The following is a 21,994-nucleotide window of genomic DNA, read 5'->3' on the forward strand; positions in this document are numbered from 1 at the left end:
CCAGGAGTCAAAACCAGATTACTGGGTGCAAGTGCTTTCTCGCAAGGATATGATAGAGCGCGGGTTCAGCGCTTACAGGCTCGATACTATGCCCTACAACACCGCCGTGCGGGACGGGTACGGTGAACTGTGGTGGAAAGAGGCAATTGACAAGGGTAACGAGAATTTACGCCCCCTGGGGTCACGTGCAGATACTGTGTGGTGTCGCTAGACCGAAATAAATAATGCTAAGGTTCTAATCAAGAATTTATTTTTGCTGTCTCGTTGCTCCGCTAGGGGTAGCGGGAATTTTTTTGCCTGCGAGTATGCAGAGGTAAGCTAGAAGATTGATAGAAGAGTTCGCTTGTAACCGAGTACCGGCTAGGGGACACTGAAGTAAGTAAATGGGTCACAACAAGGGCTGAAACGCCCCAAAAATGACTGTTTTGCTAGACGAGTGATAGAAATAAGGGAGCTAGACCCTGAAAGTATTGGAAATAAAGAGGTTGCATAAATCTGTTGCGTTTTATGCTAATTTATCAATCAAAGCGATACGCTTTACCAAAAAAGAATGCCCGAGCAAGCTCTCAACCAATAAAGTATCAGTCATTTCGATCGTTTGGACTTGGGTCCGCTCTCCGGCTGCGGACTTTCGGGCGCACTACAAACAAAAACGGTTCGATCGTTTGGACTTGGGTCTGCTCTCCGGCTGCGGACTTTCGGGCGCACTCCATACCAATCTTATTGTGGTCAATCCACCGGACATGATATGATTTACTGCATCAACCCTCAATGCGAACAACGGGAAAATCCTGCTGCTGCTCAAAATTGTCAGGCTTGCGGCACGGCTTTACTAATTGCCGATCGCTACCGCATCCTTAAACCAGTGCGATCGCCCAATCCCGCACGCCCCACAGACATCTTGGAAGTCGAAGATTTGGGAACCGGGGACAACGAATGGGGAACAGTCAAAGTTTTAAAAGTCTTGAAACACGCCCACAATCCCGATTTACTTTGTTTGTTTCAACAAGAAGCGCGGGCATTAATTTGGCTAGGAGGAAAGGGAAGAGTTCCCCAAGTCGAACCAGATGGTTATTTCCAAATCAAACTCCCCAATAACTCCCAGAAATTGTCTTGTTTGGTGATGGAAAAAATTAGCGGCGAAAACTTGGCAGAATTCTTAACTAAAAACCAGTTGGTTTCTCAAACCCTAGCTGTCGATTGGCTGCAACAAATCCTCCATATTTTGCAGGCCATTCACAAATATCATCTAGTACATCGGGATATTAAGCCATCCAACTTGATGCTTGCAGCCGATGGAAAATTGCGATTAATTGACTTCGGCTGCGCAGCAGAAGCAGACACAGATACCGCACCCATCGGTTCTGCTGGATACTGCGCGCCCGAACAAATTGCCGGTAAAGCAGAAGTGCGATCGGACTTTTTCGCTTTGGGGCGTACTTTTGTACACTTATTAACAGGCTTACCGCCGATCGACTTTCCCGTCAATCAACAAACTGGTAAGATTAACTGGAGGAACCAGGCTTTAGATGTTGACCAGTCATTCGTAGACTCGATCGACGAATTGATGGAACCGCTACCCGAAAACAGACCGGAAAACACCCAAGTCATTTTAGAAAAACTCAAAAATATAGACCTTTTGATTACCTCCACAGAATCGAACTAATAATTTCCAATCCTTTTGGGCCCAATTCCCGATTCCCGATTCCCGATTCCCGATTCCCGATTCCCGATTCCCGATTCCCGATTCCCCAATCAATAAATTTCTTCCAACCTGCGAAAATCCCGCTCAACTTCCGCCCACAAAGCCCGATTGTGAGGGTCAGTTTTCACAGCCTTTTTCAAATAAATTCTCGCCTTGTCAACCTGCTTTTCCCCAATTAAATGCCGTCCCCAGCGCTGATAGGCGATCGCCTGCCACTGGCGCACCTCCCGATCTTCGGGCACCCGCTGGGCCAAACCCTCAATTAGGGCGATCGCCCGCGGGAACCTTTGATATTTCAGCAACTGTTGCAGTTCAAAATAAGCATCTTTCTTTAACTTTTCTTCCGCCGCCGACAGATCCGGGCTATCTTGAGTCGATTGCTGTTTCCGAGTCACCTTAACTGTCTGCGGTTGAGCTTTCACCGCCTCCGCTGGCGGTGTCGCAGCCGGCGGCACAGGTGAATTGGCAACTTTCGACTCCGCAACATCGGCGGGGGCAATATTCACCAGGAACTTATAAGCCTCAGTAATAGCAATAAACTTATTCTTAGCCTGTTCGTTTCCCGGATTCACATCGGGGTGATACTGTCTGGCTAACTTTCGATAAGAGGCCTTAACTTGCGATAAACTCGCACCAGATCTCAGTCCTAACTGTCGGTAATAATCTGCAATATCCATTTACCATAAATGAGCGTTGATAATACCAGTGAACTACCCACCAGCAATCGGAGTACCGATATGCTGGGGGCTTCCAACTTCACGGGGAACTGCGCCCGACAAGACCGAAGGCTTGCCACCACGACTTACATTCCCTCCATTGGCAGAAGCATTGGTTCCCAATGCCCAAATCCGCAAGGCTTCATCCCTGATATTTTTCGCTGCATTGATGTCTCTATCATTGCAACTCCCACATTTAGGGCAATTCCAGTGACGAACATCCAAAGGCATTTCAGATACTTTATGGAGACAATTATTGCAAGTTTTAGAACTCGGGAAAAAACGGTCAATTTCGATATAGAGTTTTCCCACTTGCTCAGCCTTGTACTTGAGCATTGTCCCAAACATTCCCCACCCAGCATCGCTAATTGCTTTGGCTAGGCAGTGATTTCGTACCATACCCTTGATGTTGAGATTTTCTACTGCGATAACTTGGTTTTTGTTGACTATCTTGCGGGATAGCTTGTGCAGGAAATCTTCGCGCACTCTCTTGATTTTAGAGTGAACTTTAGCCACCAATCTTCTAGCTTTATTTCTTCGATTACTACCTTTTTGTTTGCGACTGAGGTTTTGCTGTTTTCGCTTCAAATTGCGGCTGTGTTTTTTGAGATGTCTAGGATTGGCATATTTGCTACCATCGCTAGTTACACAAAAATCTATCAGTCCAACATCTAAGCCAATAGATTTGCCCTCAGCACTACCTTCTGGTATCTCTTGTCCATCATCAACCAACACAGAAGCATAGTATTTGCCATCTGTATTTTTAGATATAGTAACTGTTTTAATAGTCCCTTCAATTATTCGATGAATTCGGCAATGAACCTCCCCAATAATGGGAAGTTTGATTGAACTATCACCTAGCTTGACATTCTGAGGATAACTAATCGATTGCCTACCATGTTTTGATTTGAAGCTAGGATAACCAGCCCGTTTATCAAAGAAGTTTTTATAGGCAGTTGATAAGTTGAGAGCAACTACTTGTAGGCACTGGGAATAGGCATTTTTCAGCCAAGGATATTCCTTTTTTAAATGAGGGAGCAATCCTTGGATGGCACCCCTAGTCAGCCCTTTTCCAGTATTTTGGTAGGTTTCTTGACATAGACTTAAGCTGTAATTCCAGAACCACCTACAACAACCAAAAGCACTAGCAAAGTATATTTGCTGCTCGGTTGTTGGATAGATTCGGAGTTTATGAGCTTGGTACATTACCATAAACTTAGGTTAGTGATAATTATCGTAGCACAATGACTTAACAAAGGCAAGGAATTTTCTCGTCCCCTCACGCCGTCTAGCATCGAAGAGTCAGATTATTTGACGGGGCAATCGTCATCTCGCCCCCCTTTCATCCCCCACGCTTGCGCGTACCTGCCAAGCGTGGGGGATGAAAGGGGGTGTAGTTAAATATGGCAAAATCCTTAAATGTAAAGATTCTGCCATATTTAACTGCGAACTAGGCTTTAGTGCGAGGGTTGCCCGCACTACTTAAGCGAAAAAATAAGTTACGGACGATCTTCGACAACTCTGTCAATCAAGCCGTATTCTTTGGCTTCCTCGGCGGACATGAAATAGTCGCGATCCATGTCTTTCTCGATTTTCTCGATCGGCTGCCCGGTATTTTTAGCATAGATACCGTTGAGTTGGTGGCGCAGGCGCAGAATCTCCTTCGCCTCAATCTGAATATCCGTTGCTTGTCCCCGCGTGCCCCCAGAAGGCTGGTGAATCATGATCCGCGAGTGAGGCAAAGCCAACCGTTTCCCCTTGGTACCGGCAGCCAGCAGGAAAGAACCCATCGAAGCCGCCAAGCCCACACAAATCGTCACCACGTCGGATTTAATGTGCTGCATGGTATCAAAAATAGCCATGCCTGCCGACACCATCCCGCCGGGGGAATTGATGTACAAAATAATATCTTTGCCCGAATCTTCCGAATCGAGATACAGCATCACAGCGATGATTTGATTGGCAATTTCATCGTCAATGTCCCTGCCCAAGAAAATAATCCGTTCCCGGTAGAGGCGATCGTAGATATTAATCCACTGAGTATCATAACCACCAGGCATTTTGTAGGGAACTTTTGGCACACCTATAGGCATAATTCGGAACTCCGTTTAGTTGGTAATTGGTAATCGGGGATTGGGAATTGATTACTTGTTATTAGTTACTTGTTACTTGTTACTTGTTACTTGTTATTCGTTACTTGTTATTTCTTGGTTTGGAGTTTTTGGTGACAACAACCAATAACTAATAACCAATAACTAATAACCAATAACTAATAACCAATAACTAATAACCAAATTAGATAACTCCCGCCGCCAGCGGTTTCGGCAATTCTTCCGAACTTTCAAGAACGCGATCGATCAAACCGTATTCTTTAGCTTCCTGGGGCGTCATGTACAGCAACCGATCCATATCTTTAGCAATTTTGTCGATCGGTTGGCCGGTACAGCTTGCCAAAATATCGAGCATCGTCGCCTTATTTGCCAGCACTTCCTTAGCCCGAATTTGAATGTCGCTGGCTTGACCCCGCGTGTAAGCCTTGGGTTGGTGCAACACGATCGAAGCGTGGGGCAAACTAGCTCGAAAGCCCTTTGTACCCGCCGCTAACAGCATCGCAGCCATGCCCATTGCCGAACCGAGACAAATAGTCTGCACGGGCGGCTTAATGTACCTGATCGTGTCGCAGATAGCAAAAGCTTCCGTTTCAAAGCCGACGGGTTCGCCGCTGTAACCAGAAGTGCCGGTCGAGTTGATGTAGATTTTGATCGGCTTATCCGGGTCTTCGTACTGCAAGAACAACAGTTCAGCGATAATCAGTTCTGTTACCGCAGGTACCAGAGGCATACCCAGATAAACGATCCGCTCCTTCAGCAACAGGGATGGCAAATCGGGAGGCGGCGTCCGAGAGTTGCCATCCCCGTAGTATTGCGATTGCACAGCTTTAATTGGTGTGTTCATAAACCGAAATGTTGCCTGAACTGATGGAGCTATTCTTATAAGAAATAGTAACGCAATCTTTAGGTATCCCGCATGAAAGTTAGTTTGCTCCCGGTGTTAAACGACCCCAACCTTGACGCTGCCGCGCCCTCAACCCAGCGCCAGCTAGCCGTTTCAGTGTCGGCGACGGCAAGCTCGATCGACTCCAGCGTACCCTTAAACCTGTGCCTGATTCTCGACCACAGCGGCTCGATGGGCGGGCGCCCCTTAGAAACCGTCAAACAAGCCGCCGGACGCTTGCTGGACAGGTTGAAGCCAGGGGATCGCTTTTGCGCGGTGGCTTTCGACCACAAAGCCAAAGTCCTCGTCCCCAATCAAGTTGTCGGAGATCCCGCTAGCATCAAACGGCAAATCGAGCAATTGCGCCCGGCCGGCGGCACAGCAATTGATGAGGGCATTAAGTTAGGTATTGAAGAGTTGGGCAAAGGCAAAAAAGAAGCTATATCTCAGGCGTTTCTGCTGACAGACGGCGAAAACGAACACGGCGACGACAGCCGCTGTTTGAAGTTGGCGAAACTGGCGGCAGAGTATAACATGACTTTAAATTCTCTGGGATTTGGCGATAACTGGAACCAGGATATTTTGGAAAAGATTGCTGATGCCGGCGGCGGTGCTCTGGCTCACATTCAGCGGCCAGAAGATGCGGTTGATGAGTTTGGCAAGCTGTTTACCCGCATCCAAGGTGTAGGTTTGACTAATGCTTATTTGCTATTTTCGCTGATGCCAAAAGTGCGGTTAGCCGAACTTAAACCGATCGCCCAAGTTGCCCCAGACACGATCGAATTACCGGTGCAGCAAGAGGGCGATCGCTTTATGGTGCGTCTGGGAGATTTAATGAAGGATGTAGAGCGAGTAGTTTTGGCTAATATTTATATTGGACAGTTGCCAGAAGGTACACAGGCGATCGGGCAATTGCAAATTCGCTACGACGATCCGACTGTCGGTTCAAGTTTACTTTCCGATCCCGTTGCAGTTTCCGCTAATGTCCTAAAAGTTTATCAGCCGGCACTTAACCCGACAGTGCAGCAGCACATTTTAGCTTTGGCTAAGTACCGCCAAACTCAACTCGCAGAAACTAGATTGCAACAGGGCGATCGCGCCGGTGCCGCCACGATGCTGCAAACTGCGGCTAAAACTGCTCTGCAAATGGGCGATAAAAGTGCGGCAACCGTTCTGCAAACTTCTGCTACTCGTTTGCAGTCTGGTGAACAATTGAGTGAAGCCGATCGCAAGAAAACCCGCATAGCTTCTAAAACTGTTCTGAAGTAATGTCATGTCCGGTTAATTGCGATCGGCACAATTGTTTGTAGTAAGGACTTTAGTCCTGATTTACTAAAAGTCACAGAGAGGACCCAAGTCCTTACTACGAACCGGTTTATAATGTTTGTACCACCTATCGAGAGTGCTTGTATGAGCCAGACAATATCTGATAAAGTACGCTGGACTACCGCCGATTTAGAACTATTGCCCGATAACGGCGATCGTTACGAACTTATTGATGGAGAGTTATTTGCGACTAGAGCACCGCATTGGGGTCATCAACAGACTTGTGGCAGATTTTTCTCTGTGCTTGATACTTGGTCGATGTCTGCTGGTTTAGGACGAGCTGCCATCAATCCCGGTCTTATTTTCACGGATGCTGATAACGTCATTCCTGATGTAGTTTGGGCGAGCAACGAACGCTTGGCTATCTTGCTAGACGAATCCGGACATTTAACCGCCGCACCTGAGTTAATTGTTGAAGTATTATCGGCTGGTACAGACAATGAAAGACGGGATAGAGATTTGAAACTCAGACTTTATTCAGTGCGGGGAGTACAGGAATACTGGATTGCGAATTGGCGGTTGCAGCAAATTGAGGTTTATCGCAGGGAACAAGCAAGTTTAAGGTTAGTTGCTACGCTGTTGAGCGCTGATGAATTGACCTCGCCTTTGTTACCTGGTTTTAGTTGCTCTGTCGCTCAAATTTTTGCTTAGATTTATGAAACTCTTTTACAGGGCGATCGCCCTATGGGGATTTGTTAGCGTTTTGGGCGGCATATACCCTGGCATTTGTACCCAACCCTCACCAATACTAATAGTTCAAAATTCGGCTGAAGACTTATTCAACAGCGCTTTAGCCAAGTCAGAGGCTGGAGACATTCAAGGGGCGATCGCAGATTACACCGCAGCCATTGCCATCAACCCCAACTACGCCAAAGCCTACAACAAACTCGGTATCATTCGCGGCCGCTATCTCAAAGACTATCCAGCAGCCAAAGCCGACTTCGATCGCGCCATTGAAATTAACCCGAAGTATGCCGATGCTTACTACAACCGCGCCAAAGTCCGCTATTTCTTAGAAGACAAACCGGGCGCAATTGCTGACTACCAAAAAGCGGCAGAATTTTATCAAAAAGACGGCAAAACAGAAGATTATCAAGATGCAATGAAACACCTGCACAGGCTGCTACTATAAATTTTGGGGAAAATAGGGTATAATATCACCACAGCTTTAAAAAATTCCCATTATGACATTAAGTAAAAGCTACAACTACGTGTCCCCGGAAGACTATTTAGAAGGCGAAAAAATTAGCCCGATAAAACACGAATACCGACAAGGAGAAATCTACGCAATGGCGGGAGCAAGCGATGCACATGAAACAATTTGCATCAACCTCGTCAACTTGCTCACAAGTCACGTTAGAGGTAGAGGTTGCCGCATCTACGCAGGAAACATGAAAGCCAGAATTGAAGAGGCAGATGTATTTTACTATCCCGACATCATGGTTACTTGCGATGAAAGAGATAGAAGCCTTCAATACTTCAAACGCTACCCGCGCTTAATCGTAGAAGTTTTATCTCCGACAACAGCAGCATTCGATCGCGGCAATAAATTTGCCGACTACCGCACCATCGAAACTTTACAAGAATACGTAATTATCAATCAAGAAAGCATCGGCGTAGAATGTTATCGCCGCAACTCAGAGGGCCGTTGGGAACTTTATCCTTACGGTGTTGGCGCCGAAGTTCGCTTGGATAGCGCAGATTTTGAATGCCCGATCGCCTCAATTTATGAAGATGTTTTAGAAATCGGTTAAAATAGTCGATCGCACAAACACCAAATATTCATCTGCGTTCATCAGCGTCCATCAGCGGTTGAACACTGCAAATTAACCATTCAAAAAATGCCTGCAACCTCCACCGTCACCGTCACCGTACCCGCCACAACCGCCAACCTCGGCCCCGGATTCGACTGCATCGGCGCCGCTTTAAGCCTCTACAACTCCTTCCAATTCTCCCTCATCGAACCGCCAGCAACCGAGAAATTGAAAGTTACCGTTACAGGCGCCGAAGCTGCCAAAGTCAAGACAGACGACAGCAATCTCGCTTACCAAGCCTTTGTCAAGTTATACCAATACCTCCGCCAACCGCCGCCGCCAGTGACGATACATATAGATATGCAAGTACCGCTGGCGAGGGGTTTGGGAAGTTCCGCTACAGCTATTGTCGGCGGGTTAGTCGCTGCGAATTGTTTAGCCGGCAAGCCTTTGAGTCAGGTGGATGTGATGCAGTTGGCGATCGAACTTGAAGGACATCCCGACAACGTTGTCCCCGCTTTATTGGGTGGTTGTCGCCTCGCTGCTAGTAATACACCCCCCCAACCCCCCCTTAGTAAGGGGGGGCTAAGAGAAGAATCCCCTCTTACACCCCCCCTTAACAAGGGGGGGCAGGGGGGGGTTTCTTGGCAAATCTGCGATATTCCCTGGCATTCCAATATCGTGCCGGTGGTGGCCATTCCCGATTTTGAACTTTCTACAGCCGAAGCACGCAAAGTTTTGCCCAACGATTACACTAAGGCTGACGCGATTTTCAATGCCGCCCACGTGGGTTTGCTGGTGCGGGCTTTGGAAACTGGCAATGAAAACTGGCTGCGCGCCGCCCTGCAAGACAAAATTCACCAGCCTTACCGCCAATCTCTGATTCGGGGATATGAAGCTGTGCAAGAAGCTGCGTTGAATGCAGGGGCTTGTGGAATGGTTATTAGTGGTGCTGGGCCAACGCTTTTAGCTTTAACGGATGTTACTAATGCTGATCTGGTTGTGAGGGAAATGGCGGCTGCTTGGATGGAATTTGGGGTGAAGGCTGATGTACGGGCGATCGCGATCGATACTCAAGGCGCGCAAGTCTCCACTTAATTAAGTTAGTTTACTTAAAAAATTGTTCAATTCCCCTACCAACCATTCTTTCTCAGCTTGCGGCAAAAATAAGCCAAAACAATAGTTACGCGAATTGGCACGAATCCGGCAAAAAGTCATCGATTTTTTGAGCAATGGCAGATGAATTCCGCTCAATTTCACCCGCTGGATATCTTGAGGACTGATTTGAATTGGTCTGGTGAATAGAGGAGAAGCAATCCTACACAATAACCTACACAACCACATCAAAGCATAAAATACGGTAAATATTATTACAGCTTGGATTGATCTAACGAAAAATTGCTCAAATAATTTATTTAGCCAGTCGGCTACAGCGTATTTAAACCAGGGAAAGCCTATGTTCCATAGGTTAAAAAAAAATCCCAGAATCAAAGATAAGGGAAGTAAAACTTTATAACTCAGATGAATAAATTGGAAAAAACATTTGAGTTTGCTAGGGAAACGAGCGGGGTATATCTTAATGAATAACCACCGTTTAGTGTCAATTAAAGTAATTCGGGATTGGGGCGATCGCTTAAACATTTTTTCTGGATTCATCCCGCTTGGCTGTTCCCCTCGCAACGCTGATAAAGCATCTTTTGCTGAGTGAAATCGATCTTCAATTGCGGGTTCAATTATCTTCTCTAACCAGTCAGCAAACTCTGTAGAAATAGAGACGATCTCGCGGAATTTTATCTTCTGCTTTTGTCTGGGTAAATCAGATGGAAATTTTTGGGTTAACAGGAAAAGCAGCGTTGTGCCTAATCCATACAAATCTGTTGACAATACAGCTTTTCCTCTGAATTGTTCTGGTGCCATGTAACCGTAGGTTCCGACAACGGTACTGCCTCCAGTAACGGTATGATGGTAAGTATTTTGAACTGCGCCAAAATCAACTAGGAAGACTCGCCCATTTTTTTGCAGAATAATATTTTGAGGTTTAATATCTCGGTGGATCGCAGCAGGTAACAGCGATTGCAGGTAAGCGAGAATTTCTAGCAATTGATAGGCGATATGACGAACTTGAGCTTCATTTGGTTTCCAGCCATTTTCTATCAACTGTGCGAGAGATTTTCCCGGTGCGAGTTGTTGGGCGATATAAAAACAACGATCTTGGGAAGTATCAACTTGAAAGTAGTCAATGTAGCGAGGAATTCCCGGATGATTCAATCCCGATAAAGTTTTTGCTTCTCGTTCAAATAACTCGATTTTCTTCCATTCAGTTGTCAGGCGCAGGGATAAAGCTTTGAGTGCAACTTTTTGATTGCTGTTTAAATCTACAGCAGCATAGGTGATCCCAACTCCACCCTGTCCTAATTTGCCGATAATGCGATATCTTTCAGCAATGATTTTTTCCGATTGTTCTAATGTTTCCATATTTTTATGCTTGGGTTGATTTTGGATAATTAGTAGGTTGCACCGCGAGATCTGAGTATTTTGGCTGCTGGGTCTCGGTCGGGGTTCCAGTTGGTTTTTGCTATCTTTAGCGGCGTGTCGCCCTCGCAGTTTGTAGCGTCAATTTTTGCACCTTTAGCAATCAGTAATTTTAAGATTTCTACAGTGCCATAATGTGCGGCTTTGTGGAGTGGAGTTGTGTTACACATATCTCTATTATTAACATCTGCACCGTTTTTAATTAGCAGTGCAGCAATATCATTGTGTCCGATCGCGATCGCTTGATACAATGGAGTTTGACCGTTCGCATTTCTAGCGTTAACCCTTGCGCCATTAGCAATTAGCAGTTCAGCGATATCTTGAGATCCTTGAGCAACAGCAAGATGCAGGGGAGTTTGAAGCAAGTTATTTTTGGCATTAACGAATGCACCTTTGGCAATGAGTTGTTTGGCTACATCCTCAAGTTTGAAATCGACAGCGATATGCAGTAAAGTTCTGCCTTCTTTGTCTTCACTATTAACATCTGGGTTTTTACTAATTAGCAGCGCCACTGTATCCTGAAGTTTCAGGTCTACGGCGATATCCAGTGGAGTTTTTCTTTGATTATCCTGGATATTAATTTCTGCACCTTTAGCAATCAGCAATTTTAAGATTTTTACAGTGCCATAATGTGCGGCTTTGTGCAGTGGAGTTGTGCCAGATCCATCTATATTATTGACATCTGTACCGTTGTTAATTAGCAGTGCAGCAATCTCATTGTGTCCGATCGCGATCGCTCGATACAATGGAGTTTGACCGTTCTCATTTCTAACGTTAACCCTTGCACCATTAGCAATTAGCAGTTCAGCGATATCTTGAGATCCTCGATCGACAGCTAGGTGTAACGGAGTATTTCCAGATTGGTCCATAGCGTTGATATCCAGCATTAGCAAAGCAGCAACTTCTTTTGTGGTTGCATAGTGCAGTGGAGTTCTTTTTTCACTATCCAGAATCGCCACATTTGCACCGTCTTTAATTAGCTGTTGTACCAACTCCTTAAAGCCTATTTTGACTGCGTTATGTAATAAAGTTGTACCGCCATTTCGGGCATTTTCTTCTTTGATGTTAATTTTTGCGCCCGCAGAGAGTAGTATTTGTGCGATCGCCTTCGATCGCGCCGTATGTAGAGGAGTCATGCCATTTTTGTTTTTGGCATTGACATCCGCACCTTTAGCAATCAGCAACTTGGCCATTTCAGGCGATCGGGCAAAGAACAGAGGAGTTCTATTAAAATATTGACTTCCTGTCCAGGCGTTAATATCTGCACCTTTAGCAATTAGCGTCTGTGCTACTTTTATGCGATCGAACACAGCAGCCATGTGTAATGGGGTCAAGCCATATGTATCCTTAGCGTTGACATCTACACCTTTGGCAATTAACAATTCTGCCACCTCTTTTGAGCCAGCAAAGTGTAGTAAATTCTGACTGCCTATCCTGCTATTGGCACTAATACCAAGATCCAGATAATGCCTAATAGTGTTAGTATCTCCCTGGCGGGCAGCCTCGACAACTGCATGGGGTGTAAATCCAATCCGGTTGAGGATGGGATATTTAAAGTGATTGAAAACAGCAACAGTAGCAATAGCAGCAATTCCTATTTTGAGGCGTTTTTTCCATGACGTTGCTGGATTGGATTTAACGCTAAATATTTGAGGACTGCGCAGCAATTCAAGCGCTTCTTTTGCCGATTCAAAGCGGTTTTCTAAATCTGGCGCGATCGCTTCTTCTAACCAATCGGCAAATGCTGCTGAAATCTGAATTTGAGAGCGAAAATCTTCCTCTAGTATATTTGTTGGTAATTCGGCGGGGGAACGGTGGGTTAGTAAATACAACAATGTCGCTCCTAAACCATATAAATCTGTTGCAGGTACGGCTTGTCCGAGAAATTGTTCTGGAGCCATATAACCATAGGTTCCAACTACGGTACTTCCTCGCATTAAAGTATTGTAATAAGTGTTTTGCACTGCTCCAAAATCTACTAAGCAGACTGCCCAGTCTTTTTGTTGATGGGAATCGATCGGCGATTTGAAAACAATATTTTCTGGTTTAATATCCCGGTGGATAACAGGTGGTGTCTGTGAATGGAGATAAACTAAAATCTCCAAAATTTGTGCGGCAATGCGTTGAATTTCGGATTCACTAGCGTGCCAGCCATTTTCGACTAAACTGGCTAGAGATGGCCCTTCGGCCAGTTCTTGTACTATATAAAAACAACGGTTATCGGGAGTATCGACATAAAAATAATCCAAATAACGCGGAATTCCCGGATGATTCAATTTTGATAAAACATTGGCTTCTCGTTCAAATAGTTCCAGGACTTTCCAGTCATTCATCTTTTGTAAAGACAAAGCTTTGAGTGCGACTCGCTGGTGTGTTTTGAGGTCAATGGCTTCATAAGTTGTGCTACTACCGCCTTCTCCGAGTAGCTTTTTAATTTGATAGTGTTTGACTAAGTTATGGGGAATTTGTTGAACAATATCCATAGCGTTATCCTGGGTTGATGAGTACCAACAAACATTTTCTATTTGGGTTTTTACAACCCAGATTTTGAGAAAATTATGCAATGCAAATCGAGCGTTTGAGTAAATTTCAAACAAGTCGATCGAAAAGTCAATGACTGACTCTATATATTTGCTTAAATTTCAATGACCGTATTTCTATGGATAGCTTACCCAGAATTTGGGAGTGTCATATCACCTTTAAAATACGATTGCTCGTCTGATACAATCTTGACCGATCGCACTCATAACGAATCTAAAATCCTCAAGCCCCGCCCCAGGTGGGCTAAGTCAATCGTAAATCTAAAATCTAAAATCGTTTGACTTCCATCCGTTAAATCTGTTACAGAATCCGTTGCCGAACTTCCTTCTGCCATACAGCAAACCGACATCCCGAAGCCAACACTTTCTCCCTCTGCGCCCTCTGCGTCCTCTGCGGTAAATCAAAAATTTAGTGATTTTGGATACAATCCCGGCTCAACAGTCGATCGCACTCCTCAATTTTGCGCGGGGATCTAAAGTTACCCTAAAGTTCGACCCCCCTTTTCCCAAACCCTCCCTAAGATAGAAGTTAGGGGACGATCGACCTAAAAGCCGATCGAGGGGCAAACGCCAAGCACCTGAAAATCCCCAACTAGCGAGCAGCAAGACAGGGAGGACATTGTGCCGGTGGTGGCCATTCCCGATTTTGAGCTTTCTACAGCCGAAGCGCGCAAAGTTTTGCCCAAGGATTACAGTAAGGCTGACGCGATTTTCAATGCCGCCCACGTGGGTTTGCTGGTGCGGGCTTTGGAAACTGGCAATGAAAACTGGCTGCGCGCCGCCATGCAAGACAAAATTCACCAGCCTTACCGCCAATCTCTGATTCGGGGATATGAAGCTGTGCAAGAAGCTGCGGTGGCTGCTGGCGCTTGCGGTACGGTGATTAGCGGTGCGGGGCCGACGATTTTGGCTTTAACGGATGCTACTAATGCTGATGCGGTTGTCAGGGAAATGGCGGCTGGTTGGATGGAATTTGGGGTGAAGGCTGATGTACGGGCGATCGCGATCGATACCGAAGGAGCGATAATTTTTAGTTAATTAGTCCTACTTTTAGCTTGACAAAATACATAATTTGTGATGTGTGACAGGGCGATCGACCAGTCACACTTTTTTTGTTTTTTTTGTCAAAGGCATTAAGAAAACTTCAAGTAGCTCAATACAATGCGATCGCGTGCCGCCTAAGTATAAATCCTCATGCTAGAACAAATCAGCAATACATATCCCTGGTTAAGCCCACATTCGGCACCCTCAACTGTCACCATCGGTTTTTACTTATTTTTATCGACCAATTAAGCTATAAATTAGAGTTTTATACCGTATATTAACGGATATTAAAAATTTTAAATGCCTAATTTATAACTTTTAAAATCGATTGTTTTAGGTAATTATGCTGTGTGACACGCTCGCGCGTGCGGAATGTGGTTAAGCACCATTATTCTGCTTCGTAAAACCTATCCAAACTTATCTTTCTCCGGGTTAAGCCCATAGAACCCATTTGGGATTTTGTCAAGACAATTCCGAAGAACCCGACTTTTCCGACTTTAGAATCCGACTTTTCCGACTTTCAAACCCGACTTTTCCGATTAGACTGTTAGTGGGACAGATAATATAGTTGTTGCGGCTGCCTGCAACAACTAACCCTGTCAAGGTTGCTCCCAGCCCTGTGGACAGTTAAGAGGATGGGTATCTCAAGGCATAACATAAACACTTCCTCAGTCAAATTTGCTGCCAAATTTGACTAATGAAGTTTCAGTTTTGGGTTTGAATAACCTCACGGTGTTGGTCTGATTGCTGGGCGGCAACTTTACACAAAAACCACAAAAATTTCCCAAAAAACCTGTGGATAAGCGTTGACATTTAAAACAATTGCTGGTATTTCCAACAAAGGCTGGAACAAGCAACATAATTAATCGGGTGCAGAAAACTACTTTAGGTTAAACCAAAAATTAAAAGTAAGCTGAATCTCAGGTAGAAATCGTCATGTCAAATTCTCCATCCGTTAATGCCTCATGCCTTCGTAGTTGCTCTGAAGATATAGAGAAAACGTTCTGGCAGCTATGGGAGCAGAATCGAGATTATTTTTACCGTTGCTGTCTCAAGTGGATGGGCGGTAATTCTATGGATGCGGAAGAAGCGCTCAGTCGCGCAATGGTCAAAGCTTGGGATAAATTACCAGACTATGCCGAAAAAATCACTAACCTCCGAGCTTGGCTCACCCGCTTAACCCATAATCTCTGTATAGATATACATCGAGAACGTCGCCGCCAAAAGGCAATACAAATAGAGAATCTTGAAGAAATAGTCACTCAAGACAACTCAGCGGTTATTTCTGGTTTTGACTCTCCTGAATTAGCACTTCTAAATCATGAGTTGGGACAGTACCTTCGCGAGGCAATAGATTCTCTTCATCCTCGACTGCGGACTCCGTTTACTATGCGTTACTGCGACCAAATTTCCTATCAAGATATAGCCCAAAAACTCGCCATCTCCCTCGATAACATTTACAAGCGCATCCAACAGGCGCGAGATATTCTGCAAAAGCGTTTGAGCAGGTATTTGTCTGGGTTGGATGATGCTCTGTTAGATTCTTCCAAGGTTGGCAAAAGGGAAAAGCTTGTGGTGGAGAGTCCCCAATCTGATGAAACGATCGCATCCGACTCGATCGCCCCCATCCCTCAGAACATTGCCGAGACAATTAATTATCAGGTAACAGCAATATGTCTAGAAACACTGCACTCCGGGTGGTATCCCTCACTCAGTCCTCTGGGGTGGAGTTGAATGCTTACCTAGTTTTAGACGAAAAGCCAGCCCGAATTGACCAGAAGCTGAAAACATTAAGTGAGTACGTGCAGCAGTATCCTTCGGGATGGAAGAAACGGTTGGAATTGGCGAATCTGGTGTATGCAATGGGTCGTATTGAGCAGGCGGTTGAGGAGTATCGCCAAGTGATCGATCTGCAGCAACCACCATCGATCGCCGTCCACTTGGAATTGGCGAAACTCTTGCAGCTTATGGGACGAGAGGTTGAGGCAGTAGCGGTTTATGAAAGTGCCTTGGCTAATTCACGGAATGAGGCGACTCGGCAGCATATCAGCGGATCGATCGCACTTTGTAGAAATGACACTCAGGCAGGGATACTCGCTTTTGAGTCGGCGGCTTCCCTAGAACCAAATAATGCAGCTCACTGGCTGGCGTTGGGGCAGGTGCAAATGGGGAGAGGGGATGCGGTTGCAGCGAAGCGATCGTTCGATCGGGTTTTGTCACTGAACCCGGATGATGTTGTAGCGCTGATTGACAGCTACGACGCGAGTCAGGCGGTGGGTAATGTGCGCCAAGCGCAGCGGCGGTTGAGCAAAGTGCTAGAGCTTGCTCCCGGTGATTTCCGGGTACTCAAACGACTGGCGGATACTCGTTGCCGGATGAGATTGGTATCCGGTGAGGAGGGGAAGCAGACTAAACAGATAATTGGTTCTTTGCTGCAACTGGCTCCTGATGCGGCGGATGCCCGCGAGTTGCTGGCATATTATCACCTGTTCCGGGGGGAGTCGGCTAATGGGGTTGGGGTGTGGGAACGGTTTACTGAGGAACACCCGAATCATCCGAGGGGTTGGTATTCCTATGGGCGTTACTTGTTCCATACCGGGGAATATCAGAGGGCGGCTGAGGCGATGCTGAAAGCTTATCGTCTGTATCCCCAGGATGGTGAAATTTATCGGGCGTTGTGTGAGATTTTGCCTGTTACCTCTCCCCCAGTTCCTCTCGATCCCCCCTCCGCCCCCCTTCCCAAGGGGGGAACCAGTCTCAAAGTCCCCCTTGTTAAGGGGGATTTAGGGGGATCGAACCGTCAAGTAAGCCTTACATCAATAGTAGAAGAGATGCTCGATCGTTTTCCCGATCGCTGGAATGTTTGGACGACGGCGGGGCGGGTGTTGGTGGAAAGTTTTCAGGAAATCGATCGGGGGTGTAGTGTCTCTGCGAAGGGGACGCAACTTGAACCGCAGTTACCAGATGCTTGGTTTGGTCATGGGCGGGTGTTGGCACTGGCTCTTAAACACCGGGAGGCGGTGGAGGCTTTGGCGCAAGGATGGCAGTTGTTACCGGAAGAGGGGGGTTATCTGCAATCGGTGTCTGCTGCGGTGTGGCTGGGGGAGAGTTATCGAGGGCTGGGGGATGAGGTGGCGAGTCGGAAATGGTTGGAAAAGGCTTGTCAGTTCGCTCAGGAATTGATGGAGTTTGACCCGGCTATGGCTTGCTACTGGCAAGGGAGAGCGTTGTTGGGGTTGGGGGATGTGACGGAGGCAGTGGAGGCTTATCGAAGTGCGCTGAAGCGGCGGTTGCTCTACCCTTTTCGCGGGGAGGTTGAGGAGGCTGTGAAACGGTTGAAAGGTAAGAGGCGAAAGGGATCTCGGGCTAAAGCGTAGAGCCTTGACTTCTTAGGGAAGTAGGGGATCTGAACCTCTCAGAGTGCATTAAGTTAGGAAAAAACAGCCTCTAACTCGAAAAATTCAGAAATTGACCTCTGGATTCGTCTTATAGGTGTAGAGACAAAAATACAATTTCGTCTCGACTAAAAACCAAAATCAAACTAATATCAAAGGAGGCTAATTATGTTGCGTAGAGGATTCTAAAACCAATATTTTAATCAGCCAAACTACATTTGTAAGCTGATTAAATGTGATTTAAAATAGATGTAGGGTGGGCCCGGCTCACCCTACATCTTTTGTTGCTGACCTTAATTAAATGACAAAATCTGGTGCAATGGGTGGAAATTATAGTTCTTGTGTTTGAGGTGGTTTCATGGGGTGCATTGAGTTAGGAAAAAACAGCGCCTAACTCGAAAAATTCAGAAATCGACCTCTGGATTCGTCTTAAGGATGAACAACAAAAAAAGGATACTTTATGAGCGCTTGTGCATTACAAACATTCAGTAACATTACTCAAAACCTTCTGGATTGTTTAGAGGCAGCAGCTAGATCCCAAGGATATAATATTTCGGGCAAGAGTGGTTCATATACTCAGGATGGATTCACGGTCACATGGAATTATAATCCATCGAATGAAACACTTCAAATTCAATGTATAGATAGCCCTTGGTATGTTCCCTGTAGCGTGATTAACGGTCGAATACACGATTTAGCTGAGCAATATATTTCACAATGTTCACCTGGATATACAGTAACAGCCTTAATTTAAGGGCTTGTGAGCCAATCGATTCCTGGGAGATCGCGTAGAGTGTCTTCTGTTTGATATTTTAACCTTTGATAAGGAAGTGCAATCGCACTCCACCTATCCCAAAATGATTTTTTCAGTTAGGAATCGTTAGTCGAGGCTTTTGTTAACTCTAGAAATTCAGAAATTATCGCTGGTAATCGTCTTCAGAGTGTAAAGCATTTTTAGGAGTAAAAGTCTGACGCAACCCTTAAAGGCGATCGCGCCTCAACACACTCTAATTCAGGAGTCAAGAGAGCATTGCTTCTTTAACCACCTTCCATTTACTTGCCTCACATCTGCTATTTAAAACAGCAGAATAAAGAGAAATAATCCGAGCTTAAAATAATAGCATCGGATTGTTTCCTGTTGATTTATTTGTGTTTTTAGGTAAGATAAAGTTTGTGTAAACTCTGTTTCTTAAGCTTGACAAACCTATTAAATCTCGACTAATATTGAGAAAGTTGAGGACAAAAACTCAATCAAGACAACAAGTAAGCTAACAACAAAAAGGAGGGAAATTGTGCGATCCCGTTATTTTTAACTTAAAAGTTAATCAGTAAAATCCTATTGATGGTGCTGATAAATTACAACTGAAAATCCCTGTAGGGTGAACAATGCCCACCCTGCTTAATAAGAAGGCTATCCCAATTGAAACTGCACAAGTCAAAGTATAAATCTTGCCTGTAGACAAACTCCCATAACTCATGGAACTTATTTGGTTCTTTAAAACCCTCAACAAATACATTGCCTCCTACAAAGGGCAATTCATTTTACTCTTTATCTGCCTGATATTCGACGCAGCATTCGATTCAGTCTTCCGAGCCAGCTTAAAATTTATCATCGATGCCGCCATCGTTCCCCAAAACTATAGTCTTCTGGTTCTAATCCTGTCCTTGCTAGTTGTCGGAGCAATTCTATATGCTTGCATCGGTTTGCTAGGAATTTTCCTAGGAGCGCGTTTGGGCATTTTAATCACAAACAATATCCGACACTCTCTATTCGAGCATCTCCAAAGCCTTTCAATGGAGTTTTTTGGGCGACGTTCAGCCGGGGATATTGTCAATTGTCTCATCGCCGATGTCCAAAAGGTGGAAAATGGTGTAATTACAATGGGGCTGACAGTTGTTGTTTTAGAACTGTGTAACTTCCTATTTTCTCTGGTTTTCCTCTTCTTCCTCAACTGGCAATTAGCCCTGCTCAGTTTAATCGGTTTAACTATCTGTACCATTGCCCCAGTAAAAATTGCCAGCCTTGCCACCGAAGTCGGTTATAAGTTGCTGCAAAAAGAAGGACAGATTGCCAGCGTCGTCGAAGAGAATATCCTCTCGCAAACCGTTGTCAAGATATTCGGGCTGGAGAACCAAATGAGTAAGGATTTTTCCAACGATTTGAATGACTTAAAACAGGTTTATGTCCGGGCAACCTTTCTCTCCTACTTAGTGCAGAAAGCCCCCATGATTGGTTTTGTCATGACCCAGCTTATCGTTTTAAGTATTGGTGCAGTGATGACCTACAGGAATATAATTTCTGTAGGAACTCTTACCTCCTTTCAAGTTTTACTGGTAGGGTTGAATCTCAATATTCTTGGTTTAACTTCGTCAATACCTGCATTTATTGATGGAGTGGCAGGGCTGCAACGCATCAGCGATATATTATCAGAAACCCCGGCGATTCAGGATGCACCGGGTGCGATTGATTTACCTCACTTTTCCAGTGAAATTTACTTTGACGATGTTACCTTTAGCTACTCCCAAGATAGAGGTGGAGTTAAAAATCTATCCCTAAAGATTCGCCAAGGAGACTTTGCGGTCTTTGTCGGTCAAAGTGGAGCAGGCAAAAGTACAATTGTCAACTTGCTGACGCGATTTTATGACCCGGATAAAGGACGCATTCTGTTTGATGGAATTGATTTACGTTATACAACAGTACGCTCCCTCCGTTCTCAAATCGGACTCGTTTCTCAGGATGTAATTCTCTTTAATTGCTCGGTGCGAGAAAACATCCGCATGGGCTATCTAGAAGCCACTGACGAACAAGTCGAAGCCGCAGCCAAAGCCGCCGAGATTCACAAATTTATTTTGTCCTTACCCCAAGGCTACGACACACCCGTTGGTGACAGGGGCGGACAGTTATCAGGGGGACAACGGCAAAGAATTGCTTTAGCTAGAGCCTTGGTGAGAAATCCAGCAATTCTAATTCTCGATGAAGCCACATCCGCCCTCGACCCCGCCACAGAAGCCGAAATCCTCGCCACCATCGAGCGCATCACCAAAGAACGCACCGTGATTTTGATTACCCACCGCATGGCCCATGCCTTGCGTGCGGATGTCATGTACGTGCTGGAAAACGGCAGCTTGGTTGTTAGCGGTTGACACACAGATTTGACCTGTACTGAACATTTTGGAGTTAAAAATTATGACCGGCACAAATGATTACAAATGGCTAATTCCCTCTTCTCATGGCCTTGGGTCGAAATCTATTGAAGAAGAGAAAGAGATGTGGGATAAAAACCACGAAGATTATACCAACACCGCTTTCAGCATCACCCAAGACCCCAAAATCTGCAAAAACTTAATCCGTCCAGAGCGTTCTCCCGGCTATGATATTCCCAACTCGCCTGACATCAAAGTCCTAATTCCCGGTTGTGGCTCGGAAATTTATCTTCAGAAAACCTTACTAGAATTTTGCCCCCAAATTGGACAAATCTACTGTACCGATTTTTCCAAAACAGCCATTGAAAAAGCACAAGCAGACTGGAAAACAGCAGATGGAGATTCCCGACTCAACAATCAGCAAATCGTGTTTGAGCAAGTAGACTCCACGCGAATCACCGAACAAAAACCGGAGTGGAACGAGAAATTTGATTACGTCCTCGTTGTAAATTCCGTGGTTTCCAGTGAGGATAAAACCAACCGCGAGATGATTCGAGAATTTGGTAAAGTTCTCAAGCCAGGTGGCAAGATATACGGATATTTTCCAACCACCTTATGCTTCTTATAAATTGCCTATTTCAGTCGCAAACACGCTCACTGTGTTACAGAGGGATTTATCGATGTCTACGGCAATAAAGTTTGGGATGCTGAGTGGCAAAATGCCCAAATTTATTACACTCCCTTGCGGTTAAATCGCATCTTTAAAGAAGCGGGATTAAAACAACTCAGTTTGGAGATGCAGTTTTTGGACTATGAGCCTTTTGTTTCCATGTTTAAAGAGATG

17 protein-coding genes and 1 pseudogene are annotated in these 21,994 nt (G+C 45.3%); 12 read left to right on the plus strand and 6 right to left on the minus strand.

The annotated features are described in order from the left end of the window. Both QUB63_RS24590 and QUB63_RS24595 read left to right on the plus strand, forming a co-directional pair. Nucleotides 1–211, plus strand: a 211-nt coding sequence (locus QUB63_RS24590) for a hypothetical protein (protein WP_332947947.1), incomplete at its 5' end; no start/stop codon positions are given. Between the two features lie 537 nt (nt 212–748). Beyond that, complete coding sequence (locus tag QUB63_RS24595) at nt 749–1,666, plus strand: serine/threonine-protein kinase (RefSeq protein WP_332947948.1); 918 nt, start codon at nt 749–751, stop codon at nt 1,664–1,666. Between the two features lie 89 nt (nt 1,667–1,755). On the opposite strand, the gene QUB63_RS24600 is transcribed toward QUB63_RS24595, so the two are convergent. From QUB63_RS24600 to QUB63_RS24615, 4 genes are all read right to left on the minus strand, one after another. Beyond that, nucleotides 1,756–2,382: a J domain-containing protein gene (locus tag QUB63_RS24600; RefSeq protein WP_332947949.1), complete on the minus strand. Its 627-nt coding sequence runs from the start codon at nt 2,380–2,382 to the stop codon at nt 1,756–1,758. 33 nt (nt 2,383–2,415) lie between these two features. Then, on the minus strand, nt 2,416–3,627 hold the full coding sequence (locus QUB63_RS24605; RefSeq protein ID WP_332947951.1) for an RNA-guided endonuclease InsQ/TnpB family protein: 1,212 nt from the start codon (nt 3,625–3,627) through the stop codon (nt 2,416–2,418). Between the two features lie 293 nt (nt 3,628–3,920). Then, entirely contained in the window at nt 3,921–4,514 is a 594-nt protein-coding gene (locus tag QUB63_RS24610) for an ATP-dependent Clp protease proteolytic subunit (RefSeq protein ID WP_332947952.1), read from the minus strand. Between the two features lie 202 nt (nt 4,515–4,716). Further along, the gene (locus tag QUB63_RS24615) at nt 4,717–5,376 is read right to left on the minus strand and encodes an ATP-dependent Clp protease proteolytic subunit (RefSeq protein ID WP_332947953.1); all 660 of its coding nucleotides are present in this window, start codon (nt 5,374–5,376) and stop codon (nt 4,717–4,719) included. A gap of 72 nt (nt 5,377–5,448) precedes the next feature. On the opposite strand from QUB63_RS24615, the gene QUB63_RS24620 reads away from it, so the two are divergent. The 5 genes from QUB63_RS24620 to thrB all read left to right on the plus strand — a co-directional run bounded on the left by QUB63_RS24620 (nt 5,449) and on the right by thrB (nt 9,593). After that, nucleotides 5,449–6,684, plus strand: coding sequence for a vWA domain-containing protein (locus QUB63_RS24620; protein ID WP_332947954.1), 1,236 nt, complete (start codon nt 5,449–5,451; stop codon nt 6,682–6,684). Nucleotides 6,685–6,825: 141 nt separating this feature from the next. Then, nucleotides 6,826–7,392, plus strand: coding sequence for a Uma2 family endonuclease (locus QUB63_RS24625; protein ID WP_332947955.1), 567 nt, complete (start codon nt 6,826–6,828; stop codon nt 7,390–7,392). Nucleotides 7,393–7,396: 4 nt separating this feature from the next. Further along, nucleotides 7,397–7,873 carry a tetratricopeptide repeat protein gene (locus QUB63_RS24630; protein ID WP_332947956.1) on the plus strand — a complete coding sequence of 159 codons (477 nt, stop codon included), beginning with the start codon at nt 7,397–7,399 and terminating at the stop codon, nt 7,871–7,873. 52 nt (nt 7,874–7,925) lie between these two features. After that, a complete protein-coding gene (locus QUB63_RS24635) occupies nt 7,926–8,495 on the plus strand; it encodes a Uma2 family endonuclease (protein WP_332947957.1) in 570 nt (189 codons plus the stop codon). An 87-nt stretch (nt 8,496–8,582) separates the two neighbouring features. Continuing rightward, nucleotides 8,583–9,593, plus strand: coding sequence for a homoserine kinase (gene thrB, locus QUB63_RS24640; RefSeq protein ID WP_332947958.1), 1,011 nt, complete (start codon nt 8,583–8,585; stop codon nt 9,591–9,593). Here thrB and QUB63_RS24645 read toward each other — a convergent pair whose 3' ends face one another. Then, complete coding sequence (locus QUB63_RS24645) at nt 9,594–10,970, minus strand: serine/threonine protein kinase (RefSeq protein WP_332947959.1); 1,377 nt, start codon at nt 10,968–10,970, stop codon at nt 9,594–9,596. A 29-nt stretch (nt 10,971–10,999) separates the two neighbouring features. Beyond that, nucleotides 11,000–13,510, minus strand: a complete 2,511-nt coding sequence (locus tag QUB63_RS24650; RefSeq protein WP_332947960.1) for an ankyrin repeat domain-containing protein — start codon at nt 13,508–13,510, stop codon at nt 11,000–11,002. 672 nt (nt 13,511–14,182) lie between these two features. On the opposite strand from QUB63_RS24650, the pseudogene QUB63_RS24655 reads away from it, so the two are divergent. The 5 genes and pseudogenes from QUB63_RS24655 to QUB63_RS24675 all read left to right on the plus strand — a co-directional run. Beyond that, nucleotides 14,183–14,605: pseudogene (locus QUB63_RS24655) on the plus strand (homoserine kinase); the annotation flags it as partial. 942 nt (nt 14,606–15,547) lie between these two features. After that, the gene (locus QUB63_RS24660) at nt 15,548–16,345 is read left to right on the plus strand and encodes an RNA polymerase sigma factor (protein WP_332947961.1); all 798 of its coding nucleotides are present in this window, start codon (nt 15,548–15,550) and stop codon (nt 16,343–16,345) included. Further along, nucleotides 16,285–17,988, plus strand: a complete 1,704-nt coding sequence (locus QUB63_RS24665; protein ID WP_332947962.1) for a tetratricopeptide repeat protein — start codon at nt 16,285–16,287, stop codon at nt 17,986–17,988. The genes QUB63_RS24660 and QUB63_RS24665 overlap by 61 nt, the downstream gene beginning before the upstream one ends. A 1,494-nt stretch (nt 17,989–19,482) precedes the next feature. Further along, a complete protein-coding gene (locus QUB63_RS24670; RefSeq protein WP_332947963.1) occupies nt 19,483–21,150 on the plus strand; it encodes an ABC transporter ATP-binding protein in 1,668 nt (555 codons plus the stop codon). A 43-nt stretch (nt 21,151–21,193) separates the two neighbouring features. After that, the gene (locus QUB63_RS24675; RefSeq protein ID WP_332947964.1) at nt 21,194–21,778 is read left to right on the plus strand and encodes a class I SAM-dependent methyltransferase; all 585 of its coding nucleotides are present in this window, start codon (nt 21,194–21,196) and stop codon (nt 21,776–21,778) included. Nucleotides 21,779–21,994: the final 216 nt, after the last annotated feature.

It is taken from the genome of Microcoleus sp. ARI1-B5 (genome assembly GCF_036705795.1).
GTDB lineage: Bacteria > Cyanobacteriota > Cyanobacteriia > Cyanobacteriales > Microcoleaceae > Microcoleus.